Here is a 14,143-nt window from a genome sequence, read left to right as displayed (position 1 = left end):
GTTATCGACGTCGAGACGCTTAACACAGCCCCGAGCACGCCTATCACCATCAATCACGACCACCCTGCCCAATCAACATCAGGGACGCACTACAACGCATCGCGCGGAAGCACTATTACCCGCAACCGGGCCACGGCGAATGATCTCCCCTAGAGAAAAACTCCAGGAGAGTCGCCATGAAGAGCCGTGCAGTGCACGCAAGCGCACACCCATCACTTCGCCTGAAACGCCTCGTTGTGGCGGTCGCACTGGCCACTCTCGGGTCTTCGTTGTCGCTTTCCGGAATGGCGGACAACCTGCCCCAGGGCGGCAAGGTCATCGGTGGCCAGGCCACCATCTCCAGCCAGGGCAACGGCGTCGACGTCACGACATCCGGCCCCCGCACCGCCATTGACTGGCGAAGTTTCAACGTCGGCCCGGATCACAGGATCACCTTCAACCAGCCGGACGGAAAGTCCGTGACGCTGAACCGGGTGATCGGTACCGACCCGTCGAAGATCTACGGTGCGGTCACTTCCAATGGCCAGCTGATCCTGGTCAACCCCAATGGGCTGATGATCGGGCCCAACGCGCATATTTCCGCCAGCGCGCTGGTGGCCAGCGCCGGCTTCCTCACCGACGAGCAGGCCAGGTTGTTCGCCCAGACCGGCAAGCTGGATGTCCAGCTGACCGGCAACGTCACCAACCAGGGCAGGATCACCGTCCACGACAACGGCATGGTCGCCCTGCTCGGCGCCCAGGTGAACAACGCCGGCATCATCCAGGCGAAGAAAGGCCTCGTGCAATTGGCCACCGGCCCCAGGGCCACGCTTGACTTCCACGGCGACGGCCTGCTGAGCATCGGTATCAACGGCGAGCCGGGCGACGCCACCAGCGTCAATGGCGACGTCAGCGGTGGCGTCACCCACAGTGGCGAGATCGACGTAGGCAACGGCGTCGTCGCCATGAGCGCCGCCCGCGCAGCGAAGCACCTCGATTCGGTGATCAACGTCTCGGGCAGTGTTGCCGCCAACTCGGTCAGCAACGACGGCGGAACCATTGTCCTGGGCAGCGCGGCGCGGACCCAGGTCAGCGGCTCGCTCAGTGCCAAGGGCGTCAATGGCGGCACCGTGAAAGTGCTGGGCGATGAAGTGAGTGTCGCCGGCACGGCGAAGATCGACGCTTCGGCGGCCGGCGGGGTCGGCGGCAAGGTGCTGGTCGGCGGTAGCTACCAGGGCAAGGGCAGCGAACAACGAGCCCGCAATACGAGCATTTCCAAAGGTGCCGAGCTGCGTGCCGATGGCCAGACCAAGGGCGGCCAGGTCGTCGTCTGGAGCGACGGCAACACCCACTTCGCCGGCAACGCCAGCGCCAGGGGCCAGCAGCAAGGCGGCATGGTGGAAACCTCCGGCCAGCAGCTGCGAGTCACCAGCGACGCCAGGGTCGATACCAGCGGCGCCGTCAAAGGCACCTGGTTGCTCGATCCGGCGACCGTCAACATCGTCGGCGATGCCCAGGCCGACGCGGGTACGGGCGTGAGCAACGGCTCCGCCACCGGGCCCAGCACCGCCGACCTGTGGAACGTCGCCGCCAGCGCCATCGTCAACGGCCTGGCCAGCGGCAATGTCGAGGTCTCGGCCAGCCAGCGCATCAACATCAACACCGCCATCGTGGCCACCAACATCGGCCAGGACGGCAATGGCCAGCCCAGCACCCTGGCACTGATCGCCACCGGTAATCCCGTGCAGGGCAAATCTTACGAAGGCACCGACCTGAGCAGCGACAGCGGCTCGGTGCATATCAACGCGCCGATCCTGCTCAAGGACGGCAACCTGTTCATCGCCGCCACCGGCGACATCCGCCTGAACAACATCGGCCCGGACTACGGCCAGCGGGCAATCATCGATGTCGGCAACGGCATCGCCTGGCTGCGCACCTCCAACGTCGCCTCGATCATCCAGCAGGAAGGCACTGCACTGATGGGCAAGCAGGTCGCCCTGGAAGGTGCCAGCGTGCGGATGGAGAGCAACCTCAACTACGCCGGCACACTGGCAGGCAAGGCCAGCAACGGCGTGTTCCGCTTCAACCAGACCAATGCCAGCGGCACGACCACTACCGGCACCGTCACCGCGCCCTACTCCGGCGAAAGCCTGACGGGCGTGACCGCACAGCAACTGGTCTACCGCGGTCATCAGGACGTCGTGGCGGACCCGTCCCAGACCTGGGGCGCGAACACCCGCTCGGTGACGCTGAAAACCCAGGACGGCTCGTCCTTCGACTACCTGGTGTTCGAAGCCACTGGCTACGTCACCCCCGACGGCAAGGGCGGCTACAAGGAAATCGACCCGGCCGTGCTGCTGAACTACCTCGACAGCTCGGACTACCTGGTCAGCGGCCTGACCTTCAAGGACTCGGCGGGCATCACCTGGAAGATCACGCCCGACGCCGCCGCCCCAAGCCTTTCCAGAGTCATTCGTATCGATACCGATGGCACGCAATCCTCCACGTCGCTGCCTGTGGGGTTCACCTTCGGCGCCAATGGCGGGCTGCAGGTCGTTTCCACGCTGCACGAGCACGGCTGGGGCGTGGACTCGTACTCGGCCATCCAGGGCGCAAGCGACCAGAAGGAAATCCAGCACAACGCCCAGGACGGCAGGAGCCAACAGCTCATCGTCGATCTCGGCAGCAAGGTCGCCTCCCTGGATGCCTTGATATCGAACCTGATCAACGACACGCCTTGGCTGCAGAAGGCCGACACCAACGGCCCCTCGCTCGCTTCCGGCGAACAGGCCCTCGAACGCAGTCGGGTGCACTTCTACGAGACCGTCGACAAGACCGGCGAGCCGGGCGTGATCCTCAATCATGCCGCCCAGGCCACGCTCAGCGTCAGCGCCGAAGACAAGTCCCGCGAGTACGGCGATGCCAATCCGGCGCTCACCCAGACCACCCGTCATGACAGCAACGCCCAGGCCGTGAAAGGCATCGACGACTATGTGAACCAGCAACTGGGGCGCGGCGGCATCCAGGTGGGCACCCCGGGCACGACCGCCACTGCGACCAGCGATGTGAAACCTGGCGGCTACGACATCACCAATCAGATCACGGCGGATGAGCGCTCCCAGGGGCGCTACCGGATCGAGGACAACAAGGGCACGCTGACCGTCGAACAGGCGGAACTCAAGGTCAAGGCCGATGAAAAGTCAAAGGTCTACGGCGACCAGGACCCGACCCTGACGTATCAGGTCAGTGGGCAGAAACTCGGCGAGCACGCATCCGACCTGGTCAGCGGCAACCTCGCCCGCAGTGCTGGCGAAAATGTCGGCGACTATGGCATCCATCAGGGTGGCGTGGCCGGCCTTTCGGGGAACTACCGCATCACCTACGAAGGCAATCTCCTGCACATCACCCCGGCGTCGCTGGAGGTGGCCGCCCAGGACAAGAGCAAGGTCTATGGTGACGCCGACCCAACGCCCTCCTACTCCGTGAGCGGACTGAAAAATGGCGACCAGGCGAGCGCCGTGCTCAACGGCGGCGACCTGCAACGGGCGGCCGGCGAGAACGTCCGCCCGCAGGGTTACGCCATTGGCCAGGGCAACCTGGCGCTGTCCAGCGGCAACTACACCCTGGTGTTCAAGGACGGCACCCTGCAGATCACCCCGGCCCAACTGGTGGTGAGCGCGGACGACAAGTCGAAGACGCGGGGACAGGCCGACCCGCAACTGACCCATCGAGTCAGCGGCCTGAAGAATGGTGACAGCGCGGATATCGCGACGGGCAGCTTGAGCCGAGCCCCCGGCGAAGAAATCGGCAGCTACGCCATCGGCCAGGACACTTCGTTCAGCGCGGGCAGCAACTACAGGGTGGTGTTCCGCGAGGGCACGCTGACCATCAGCGGCCCGGTGGCACCGGTCGAGCCCGTGGACCCGGCGGTGCCCGGTACTCCACCAATGGCCTTGCCGATCACCGCACAGTCACCCGGCAACACCCGCTGCGACGCGCTGGAGTCCCCCAGCGCCGTCTCCGCCAACTACACCGTCTCGCCCGCCGTCGCGCGCACCTATTCCGTCCAGCTGATCTGCAAGCCGCGTTCCTACGGCAACCAGCAGAGCACCACGCCAGACCTGCGCGACGTACTCACCTACGCCAACAGCCTGTTCAAGGACGGCAAGCTCATCGTCCCGGACTGGAACCGCAGCGTGATCCCGCATGACCTGCAGGCACCCGGCAAGGGAGGTAAATGATCATGAAATCGCATGCATCTTCTCTGCATCGTCTGGCCATCGCGGTAGTGTCCGCCCTGATGCTCACCAGCCAGATACAGGCCGCGCCGCTGGGCCAGCTCAACCCCGGGCGGGTGGAAATGCCCGACAAGGCGGGCATCCGCACTCCGCCCACCGAGATGCCCGGCACCCTGGAAATGCCCGATACCGTCGTTACGCCCGAGCCCGCAGCGCAGGAACTGGAGGCGCTGCCCGACACCCGCTTTCCGGTGAACAGCGTGACGCTGGTGGGCGCCAACAGCTATCCGGCAGGCACTTTCGACTCGCTGCTCAAGCGCCTGGAGGGCCATGAGGTCAATCTGGCCGAGATTCACGCCGTCGCCGATACCATCACCGCACGCTACCGCAAGGCCGGCTTCCTCCTGGCCCGGACCATCGTGCCGGCCCAACGCCTGGAAGGCGGCAATCTGGTACTCCAGGTCTTCGAGGGCAAGGTGAACCAGGTCAGCTTCACCGGCCCCAGCAACAAGGCACTGGCTCGTTACGCGGACAATATCCGCCAGGAAACCCCGCCGACCGCCCGGACCATCGAGCGCAACCTGCTGCTGATGAACGATGTTTCCGGTAACGACAGCCGCGGCACGCTGCAGGCATCGCCAGTGGAAAGCGGCACAGACCTGCTCGTCGAGAACGCCTTGCGCAAGTACGAGGGCTTCTTCGGCTTCGACAACCGAGACAGCCGCTACTTCGGACCATGGCAGATTTACGGTGGCGTCGGTGTGAACGACCTCACCGGACACGGCGACCACCTTGGCATCCGCGCCGGCAAATCGTTGGAAGGCAACAAGATGACCTTCTTCGAGGGCCAGTACGAACTGCCGGTCGGCAGCCAAGGGGATGTCATCAGCTTCCTCGCCCAGCATAACGACGGCCACGCCGACACCTACTCCTTCCTCAATGCCAACAGCTCCGGCGACACCTTCGCCGTGCGCATCACCCGGCCGTGGATTCGCCAGCGCGACGAGACACTCAAGACCTCGGCTGCCTTCACCTACTACAACGGCACCTCCGAATACCTGGATGACAAGAACCTGCCACCCTCCAGCGAGGACCGCATCCGTGCTCTGCGCCTTGGCGCCAGCTACGACTGGTTCGATGCCTACGGCGGCAAGAACCTGGTCAAGAGCGAGATCAGCAAGGGGCTGGCAATCATGGGAGCGAGCAGCGAGAGTCGTCTCAATCCCTCACGCGAGGACGGCCAGACCGACTTCACCAAGCTTCAGGTAGATGCTCAGCGCCTGCAGGACCTGTCGAGACTGATGGACGGCCTGAACCTCTACTTTGCTGCCACAGCGCAGACGTCCTTCGGCCAGCCGCTGCTCAGCCCCGAGCAGTTCGGCGTGGGCGGCAGTGAATTCGGCCGTGGTTACGACCCGTCTGAGATTACCGGTGATAGCGGTTTCGCGGTGAAGACCGAGCTGCAGTACAACCGCATCCATACCTTCAGGGATTACGCCGTGCCGACCCAGTACTACGCGTTCTGGGACTTCGGCAAGGTCTGGAGTGAAGACCCCAGCTGGGTGAGCACGGAAAGCCTTTCTTCCACCGGTATCGGCGCGCACCTGAATGTCTTCAAGGACACCTACATTTCTCCCGAGGTTGCGTTCCCGCTGACCCGCTCCGTTTCGGCCAAGGAGCTTGACGATGACAACGGCAAGGCCCCGCGCTTCTACCTGAACTTCCTGAAGCTCTTCTGATTGAATCGCCGGCGGCACTGGGTCATGAACACTCCTTGCGGTGGACTTAAGTCAGTGTCCACTCAGTCCGGGACAGACCAAATATTCGCCAAGCCCGTGGCATTGGACTGGCGAGGTGGCTCTATCAATGTTCTCGAGAGGCCTGCAAGCCTAAGCGACGCATCCGCCCCAGGAGCGTCGTTCGGGGAACTCCCAGGCGCTTGGCAGCCAGGGAAAGATTGCCGGACACCTCGCGCAAAGCTTGAGCAATCAGGTTGCGCTCCTGCTCCGACAGCCTTTCGCGCAAGCTTCCGCTGCCGGACGGGCACGGCTCGCAAGCGGGCAAAGCAGGATGATCAACCTCATCGTCGGCAAAGATGATCTCGTCGAGCTCTGCGCCATCCTGGTCATGCAGCAGCAGACTGCGGCGAATGGCATTCTCCAGCTGACGCACGTTGCCCGGCCAGGCGCAGGCCTGCAAACGTGCCAAGGCGGCGGCGCCCAGGCTGGTGACCTTCGGATTGAGACTGGGTGCATCACGCCGCACGAAGAGTCGAGCCAGGAGTTCGACATCTCCAGGGCGATCACGCAGAGGCGGAATGCTCAGGCAGGCAACGTTCAACCGGTAGTAGAGATCCTCGCGCAGCCGCCCCTCGCCAATCGCCTGCCGCGGTGCCTGGTTGCTTGCGGCGATCAGGCGAACATCCGCCCGTTGGGCGGTGAGACCACCCAAGGGCAGGAAACTGCCGTCCTGCAGAACCCGGAGCAGCTTGCTCTGCATGCCCAGCGGCATCGAATTGATCTCATCGAGAAACAGTGTGCCGCCCTCTGCCAGGGCGAACATGCCCTTGCGATTCTCGGCACCCGTGAAGGCTCCACGGGTGGTGCCGAACAATGTGCTCTCCAGCAAGGTTTCCGGGATGGCGGCACAGTTCAGGCTGATCAGCGGGCCATTACGGCGAGGACTGAGAGCATGGGCGCGACGCGCGAAGAGCTCCTTGCCGGTACCGGTCTCGCCATGTACCAGCAAGGGAAGGTCGGTCGCCGCGAACACTTCCAGTCGCTGCAATTGCTGCAACATGCACGGCGCGACGCTGAGAATGGCTGGGCCGTCCTCTCCTCCTGCGACTAACGCATCGGCGACCACCTCGCCCACCTCCATCGCACCGACCAAATCGCCCTGGCGGCCATGCAGTGGAATGGCCCGGTGGCGGTACTGCAACAGTTCTCCACCAGCACCGACATAGGCCTGCATGGTATCGATGGAGGGCTGTCCCTCCGCCAGGCAACGCAGCAGAGTGCTCTGCTCCGGTTTCAGCCAGGGCACGCTCTGCAGCACATGCATGCCCAGAACCTGCTGCGGGTCTAACCCGTCCAGCGCACCACTCGCCCGGTTGTAATAGACGTAGTTTCCCGACTGATCGACGACCGTGACCGGTTGCCGCAGCCCATCGAAAATCGGCGCCAGGCAGCGCACCAGCCAGTTCAATTCCTCATTTCGATTGGAAATCGACGACTTCTCGACACTTCCCATGGCCACTCCTTGATTTCCAGTGCATCGATTATTCGACATCTGTCCCAATCTCGCCGCAAGGCGAGTCGTCGATGCTGCTCCCAGTCAACGGAGCGCCAGGAAATGCGTTGCGCGATCACCCAGTTCGCCGCCCATGGCGTCCTCCAGACTGGCGCATGACTTGCACCGTCTTCGGCATACACCCGCAAGAGGATTCACCATGTTCAAGCACATCATTGCCCGTACGCCTGCACGCTCCCTTGTCGACGGCCTGACCTCCGCCCACCTCGGCAAACCGGACTACGCGGCCGCCCTGGAGCAGCACAACGCCTACATCCGCGCACTGCAGACCTGCGAGGTGGATATCACCCTGCTGCCGCCGGACGAGAGTTTCCCCGACTCGGTATTCGTCGAGGATCCGGTGCTATGCACCTCACGCTGCGCCATCATTACTCGCCCAGGCGCCGAGTCCCGGCGCGGCGAGACCCGGATCATCGAAGAGACCATCCAGCGCTTCTATCCCGGCCGCGTCGAACGCATCGAGGCCCCCGGCACCGTGGAAGCGGGCGACATCATGATGGTTGGCGAGCACTTCTACATTGGCGAGTCGGCGCGGACCAATGCAGAAGGTGCGCGGCAGATGATCGCCATTCTCGAAAAGCATGGCCTCAGCGGCTCGGTGGTCCGCCTGGAGAAGGTCCTGCACCTGAAGACCGGCCTCGCCTACCTGGAGCACGGCAACCTGCTGGCCGCCGGCGAGTTCATCAGCAAGCCCGACTTCCAGCACCTCAATATCATCGCGATCCCCGATGAAGAGGCCTATGCGGCCAACTGCATCTGGGTCAACGAGCGGGTGATCATGCCCGCTGGCTATCCTCAGACCCGGCAGAAGATCGCCGACCTCGGCTATCAGGTCATTGAGGTGGACACCTCCGAGTACCGCAAGATCGACGGTGGCGTCAGCTGCATGTCACTGCGCTTCTGAACCGCGCCGTATCGACGGGCCACACGGCCCGTCGATACCTGCGAGGGCCCCTCCCTTCGCGGCCGTGAGCGTGTCGGCAGGAGTCGCCACGCGACATCGACAGCTGTCTCGGAGGCGCAAGATGTCCAACTCGAATCAAGCAAGACTGGGCCTGCCGGCCCTCACCGCTCTGGTGGTGGGCGGCATCATCGGCAGCGGCATCTTCAGCCTGCCGCAGAATATGGCCGAGGGCGCCGGTGCCGGCGCCATCCTTATCGCCTGGGCAATCACTTTCATCGGAATGCTGACACTGACCCGCATATTCCAATGGCTGTCCAGCACCCGCCCGGATCTGGACGACGGCGTCTATGGCTATGCTCGCGAAGGGTTCGGCGAGTACCTGGGCTTCAACGCCGCCTGGGGCTACTGGATCTCCGCCTGGGTCGGTAACGCCGGATACCTGGTGGTGCTGTTCAGCGCACTGGGATCGTTCGGCCTGTTCGCCTTCTTCGGTGATGGCACCACCTGGCAGGCGCTGGTCGGCGAACTGACGGTGCTCTGGCTGGTACACGCCTTCGTGTTGCACGGGGTGCACAACGCTGCCCTCACCAACACCATAGTCACCCTGGCCAAGATCGTACCTATCGGCCTGTTCATCCTCTGTGCGGCCCTGGCCTTCCGCGTCGACGTGTTTCGCATCGACTTCTGGGGCAATCCGGCACTGGGCAGCATCGTCCGCCAGGTCGAGACCACCATGCTGTACACCGTGTGGGTGTTCCTCGGCATCGAGAGCGCAACCGTCTATGCCAGCCATGCGAAACGTATGGCCGACGTCAGCCGCGCCACGCTGATCGGGTTCGTCATCACCCTGCTGTTGCTGGTCTGTGTCTCGGTGCTCTCGCTGGGAGTTGTACCGCAGCACGAGCTGGCGCAAATGAAGAATCCATCGATGGCGCAGGTAATGGCCGCGGCGGTCGGCCCCTGGGGCGCCACCTTGATCAACCTCGGGCTGATCGTCTCGGTGACCGGCGCACTGCTGGCCTGGACCCTGCTGGCGGTGGAAATGCTCTACCTGGCCAGCCGCGGCAAGGGAAACACTGCTCCGGCGCTGTTTGGCCGGACCAACGCGGCAGACACGCCAGCACCGGCGCTCTGGCTGACCAATTCGCTGATATCGCTGCTGTTGCTGGTGGCATTCTTCAACGCCTCCGGCTACAACGCACTGATCCAGTTGGCCACCTCGATGGCGCTCATCCCGTATCTGTTATGCGCCGGCTTCTGCCTCAAGCAGGTCTTGCGGCAACCTCGGCCGCTGCTGCTGGTAATGGCAACGCTGGGCACCTTCTACGGTGTATGGCTGATCTATGCCGCCGGCCTGAAGTATCTGCTGCTGTCGATGATTCTCTACGCTCCGGGGCTAGGCTTCTTCATCCGCGCCCGCCGCCAGCGTGGGTTGACACGCTTCAGCAATGCCGGGGAGAAAATCGCAAGCGTGCTGGTTCTGGGCTTGGCAGCCATCGCCCTGTGGATGGTCAGCAGCGGCCGCCTTGGTCTCTAGCTCAATGGTTGGTCGTGTACGGCAGCATCCTTGATACTGGCGCGACGACCGACCGTTCTACTCCTGCCACTGAATGACCCGGCGAAATTGATTGGCCGCTCGCACAAATTGGCGAGGCTAAAGCTCCGCTTCCCGGCGCTTGGCTGACTGACTGTTAGACCGGCATCGTCTGCAGGGCGAGCGTCAATCTGCCCATTAGCCCGCTTCAGCTCGCAACCCACCTGGGCATTCGCCCGGAATCTCTGAGTCGGCTGCTATCCGATTGGCAGCAGGCCGGGCGTATCCAGGGTCGGCCCCGTCAATGGTTACCGTGCGACCTCACCTACCGCAGGATATGGCCAGCCCGGTAGTACGCTCTTTCTGAGCGAGTCGGCTTTCGGCCACAAGCGGACTTCACCGGCGCTCATTGCTCCCTGCCCGGATAGCCAGCGTCAGTCCTCTGCCGGAGGCACGCGGGGAACGCGAGGCGAGGTCGATTTTCAGGAGCTGCCTGCCGCGGCAGGTTACCTGGGAAGCTCGCACTCGGTAGACTTCAGCGCAAACCACCGGCGATAAACCACAACTGACGAAGGATCGTACATGTCTGCAAAATCGATTCTGCTTACCGGCACGCTCACCTTCAGCCTCAGCCTGCTCGCAGGGTGTGGCCACTACTTCCAGAGCATCCCGGACATCATGGATGCGGGCGACTGGAAAGGACGCCCGTTGCAGGAAGCCGTGGATACTTTCGGCAAGCCCACCGATGTGGTGAAGGACGACCAGAACAACTCGGTCGCCCGCTGGATTTACGCTGAACAATTCACCCGCACCCAGGGCTATAACGAATTGTCAGCCGGCCCGACAGCCGGGAGCGTGACGGTGACCCCGCACTCCTATCAGGAGAATTACGGTAAAGAGTGCCGTCTGGAACTGACTTTCAATTCCCAGAACATCATCACCGATTTCAAAACCTGGAAAAGCGTGGGAGATGCCTGCAACTCCTATTCGTTCTCGTACCCGAAAAAGTAGTCTGCGCAATTGCGCTGCCTGAAAGGTGGGGTGATCGAAACTGCAAGTCCGCCGCTGCGATACCGGTCAGCATTGAGCCGGCAGCCCCGCCGCGGGTGAAACTGAGTTGCCCCGTTTGCAGGCCATATTCAGGGCACGCCTGACGCCACGAAAGAAAAAAGCCCGGTAGAAGTCCGGGCTTTTTTCTTCGCGATAGCGGACTTCAACTACCCAGGCGCTGCACAGCTCCCGGGTCGATATCGGCACTGCCGTTGCGGGCACGTTCTTCTGCCAGGCGCGCGCCTTCGGCGGCGGTGAGCGCGAACAGACGCTCAGGATCTGCGCTTCGCAATTGCAGGGCGAGCTTCTCGGTGCCCTCCGCCACTTCTATGTTGCGCAGGCCCGCGGCCAGCCCCTCGACGATGCGCCGCGCGGCTTCATCGGCTGGCATGCCGTTATCGATATTGACGTCGGAGCGACCGCGACGGGCGCCGTCACCACCCAGCGCGTTGACCGCCACGCCGGTGCGCACCGAACCAGGCAGGATCACGCTGACCCTGATGCCATGGGCCTGTTCGACTTCGGCGCGCAAGGCTTCGAAGTAGCCGATTACGGCATGCTTGGCACCGCAGTAGCCAGTGCGCAGTGGGGCACCGACCTTGCCAGCCACGGAGCTGACAACGGCCAGTTGACCGCTTCCCTGAGCGACCAGGCGCGGCAACAGCTCCTGGGTCAGGGCCACCGGAGCCAGGTAGTCGACTTCCATCAGCTCGCGGTAAACCTCGAAGCGGGTATCCACGGCCAGGCTGCGCTGGCTGATACCGGCATTGTTGATCAGGCAGTCGATACGACCCTGCCAGGCCCAGGCCTGCTCGACCACCTGTGGCAGCGCGGCATAGTCGGTACTTTCGAAGGGCAGGACCAGGGCACGCTGCGGCGCCTGCTCGGCAACGGCCTGCAGCGCGGCTTCGCGCCGGCCGGAGAGGATGACGCGCGCGCCCTGTTGCAGCAGCAGGCGCGCCAACGCCTCGCCAATGCCGGAGGATGCCCCGGTGATCCAGACCACTTGGTGGTTGAAAGTCATGTGCCACTCCTTCTGTTGGGTAGCCGCAGTCTAGTGCGCGCCGTGTCGCTCGCCCCATGTCCGAGCAGGCCAAAGCGCTGGCTCCGGGGCCATGAACAAGTCCGCCGGGTGTCGGCTGCATTCCGAGGTACCGGTTTCAGATAACCGCCGGGCACAACAAGCAGCTATTGAGCTGCTCGGCTGACTCGGGCACGGACGGGATGCCACTGACCTCGCGCCCCGCTGCTTGGCGGCAAGGTCCTGCGCCTCTCATGGATTCCCTGAATGCTGGCCGCCAGAAGCGGAAGCTATGGCAGGCTCGAAAACGCTATAGTCGCTGCATGCGCAAGGAGGCGTAACGACATGCTCAATCCCTATTGCACCCCGGATAGCGCAAAGAGCAACCCCGAACAGCCAACGGGGAATCGGTCTTTGGGCAAAGCTTTCTGGCTGATGTTCGTCCCAGCGGCCGTCGCTGGGAATGTTCTCAGTATTCTCGCCCTGGTAGTGCTGAAGGCCATTGCGTCGAGCTTTCCATTCCGGCAACGACAGTAGTGCGCGTCCTCTCCTGGCTGGCTCTGTCTGTTCCCTGCCTGGGCACGGCTCTGCTCGGCTTCCATGCAGTGCTGAGATCAGCGCGACCGAAGGGCCTTTTCTGGATGCGGCCTATCGCGCTGATCGCTGCAGGCATTTACGTCCTATGGACGATGTACATCGCCGCCAAGGCTTTCTTCGTGGCCAAGCTCCTCTAGCTCGACTCCCGAAACATCCGCCTTGTGTCGGTAGCAGCCTCCACATCAGAAGGACCAATCGGCCAGAGGCGGACGTCGATGGAGGCTGGTTTCGCTATCAAGTTCTTGCGACGACACGCAACAAACTATTTGCGTTTCTCCTCAATCTCTAGCCAGGCCAAGTCTGATTTACTGGGGATCGACTGAGCATAATACTCCTTCGCTGAAAACCAGTTGGCCCTTTCAAATTCCTGCATCTTCGGGCCAAAACTATTCTGGAACTTCAAACCCTCATAACAATTCCCTGCCGGATCGCATAAGGTGGCATAACCATAGACAATCAAGGCATGCAAGTCTCCCGGGCATTTTTTCCCCTTTAGCCCGAGCAGACATGCACCGCCCACCACGACAGGATTGCCTTTATCAATGGCGTTCCTGATCTCGCGCATCATTCCTTTATAAGTAAACTTCTGGCCTTTAACGGGGTAATAGTGAAACTCAGCTCGATTCTGATACTCGAAAAAAACCCGATTCTTCGCGCGAGCACACTCCCTCGGATAAACAAATCGCGCGAAGAAACGGTCGAAACTCTGCTCCTCCAGACTTCTCACGATACGCCTACGCGTCGCCTCGAGATCATGGTCCTTCGCTTGGTAAAGCAGGGATGCCTCGTTGACGACCGACTCCGGAAGGCTGGCCTCATCAAAGCCACTCTTGCTGTATTTTTCATAGAAACTGGAAAAACCAGATAAGAACTTACGTTGCCTTGCAATTTCCTCTTCACTGGCAATTTTGTCTTCAATAATCAGGTCGCCAAATATCATCTTTTCATTGAAACACGCCTGGCTGGCAACATTCCCCACCAGGATCGTCGCCGCCTGCAACACTTTTGCCGGCGACCCACCCTCCTGAATCCCCTGATAAGAGCTCGAATACTCGATTTCATCATCGCCGGTATCAGAGGTAAAACGTGCCATATCCAGTGCGGACGCCAGAGACTCCGGCGGCGCCTTGGAGCAATCCAATTTATCGTACTTGCACAGATAATAATTGAGCACCCCCGTCGCCGCGTGGCTGTAGCACATCCCCATGCCGAACTGGTTTGTTTCGTTTGGCATATTGGAGATCACGTGCGCATTCGACACACTAAAGCCCTCGCCAAAACGAACCATGAATGCAGGAGCGGGAAACTTTGCAGGTTCAGATGCACAGACGAGCCCAGATAACAGGAAAAGAGTAATCCCAGAAAATAAACTCCGCGCTATCCCCATTTCTCCACCTTGCGAAAGCTGCACCTTATCCAACTCGGCACACGTCAGGCCCCGATCGCGAGTCAGTATGAACCTGCGCTCAAAATAGCCGCCCGGTACCATCCGGCGAATCGAGTCGGAG

The 14,143-nt window shown here is 62.2% G+C and carries 9 protein-coding genes; 6 read left to right on the top strand and 3 right to left on the bottom strand.

Annotated features, from left to right (window positions below; genetic code table 11):
• The first annotated feature begins 176 nt into the window (after nt 1-176).
• The gene (locus G4G71_RS12835; RefSeq protein WP_169938087.1) at nt 177-4,220 is read left to right on the top strand and encodes an MBG domain-containing protein; all 4,044 of its coding nucleotides are present in this window, start codon (nt 177-179) and stop codon (nt 4,218-4,220) included.
• Between the two features lie 2 nt (nt 4,221-4,222).
• A complete protein-coding gene (locus tag G4G71_RS12830) occupies nt 4,223-5,956 on the top strand; it encodes a ShlB/FhaC/HecB family hemolysin secretion/activation protein (protein ID WP_169938085.1) in 1,734 nt (577 codons plus the stop codon).
• A gap of 124 nt (nt 5,957-6,080) precedes the next feature.
• Here the strand turns inward: G4G71_RS12830 and G4G71_RS12825 are convergent, their stop codons facing one another.
• Nucleotides 6,081-7,469 carry a sigma-54 interaction domain-containing protein gene (locus G4G71_RS12825; protein WP_169938083.1) on the bottom strand — a complete coding sequence of 463 codons (1,389 nt, stop codon included), beginning with the start codon at nt 7,467-7,469 and terminating at the stop codon, nt 6,081-6,083.
• A gap of 199 nt (nt 7,470-7,668) precedes the next feature.
• On the opposite strand from G4G71_RS12825, the gene ddaH reads away from it, so the two are divergent.
• The 4 genes from ddaH (at nt 7,669) to G4G71_RS12805 (ending at nt 10,978) form a co-directional block, all read left to right on the top strand.
• A complete protein-coding gene (gene ddaH / locus G4G71_RS12820) occupies nt 7,669-8,433 on the top strand; it encodes a dimethylargininase (RefSeq protein WP_169938081.1) in 765 nt (254 codons plus the stop codon).
• Nucleotides 8,434-8,554: 121 nt separating this feature from the next.
• Nucleotides 8,555-9,970, top strand: coding sequence for a basic amino acid/polyamine antiporter (locus G4G71_RS12815; RefSeq protein WP_169938079.1), 1,416 nt, complete (start codon nt 8,555-8,557; stop codon nt 9,968-9,970).
• A 164-nt stretch (nt 9,971-10,134) separates the two neighbouring features.
• Nucleotides 10,135-10,320 carry a helix-turn-helix domain-containing protein gene (locus tag G4G71_RS29945; RefSeq protein WP_338110207.1) on the top strand — a complete coding sequence of 62 codons (186 nt, stop codon included), beginning with the start codon at nt 10,135-10,137 and terminating at the stop codon, nt 10,318-10,320.
• A 229-nt stretch (nt 10,321-10,549) separates the two neighbouring features.
• Nucleotides 10,550-10,978 (top strand): hypothetical protein, encoded by a 429-nt coding sequence (locus tag G4G71_RS12805; RefSeq protein ID WP_169938077.1) that lies wholly within the window; start codon nt 10,550-10,552, stop codon nt 10,976-10,978.
• Between the two features lie 202 nt (nt 10,979-11,180).
• On the opposite strand, the gene G4G71_RS12800 is transcribed toward G4G71_RS12805, so the two are convergent.
• Nucleotides 11,181-12,041: an SDR family NAD(P)-dependent oxidoreductase gene (locus G4G71_RS12800; protein ID WP_169938075.1), complete on the bottom strand. Its 861-nt coding sequence runs from the start codon at nt 12,039-12,041 to the stop codon at nt 11,181-11,183.
• 856 nt (nt 12,042-12,897) lie between these two features.
• Nucleotides 12,898-14,055 carry a hypothetical protein gene (locus tag G4G71_RS12795; protein ID WP_169938073.1) on the bottom strand — a complete coding sequence of 386 codons (1,158 nt, stop codon included), beginning with the start codon at nt 14,053-14,055 and terminating at the stop codon, nt 12,898-12,900.
• Between the last annotated feature and the right edge of the window lie 88 nt (nt 14,056-14,143).

The sequence above is a fragment of the Pseudomonas multiresinivorans genome, from assembly GCF_012971725.1.
Taxonomy (GTDB): domain Bacteria; phylum Pseudomonadota; class Gammaproteobacteria; order Pseudomonadales; family Pseudomonadaceae; genus Pseudomonas; species Pseudomonas multiresinivorans.
Note: the sequence above shows the minus strand (reverse complement) of the source record. Positions and strands in the feature narration are given on the sequence as shown.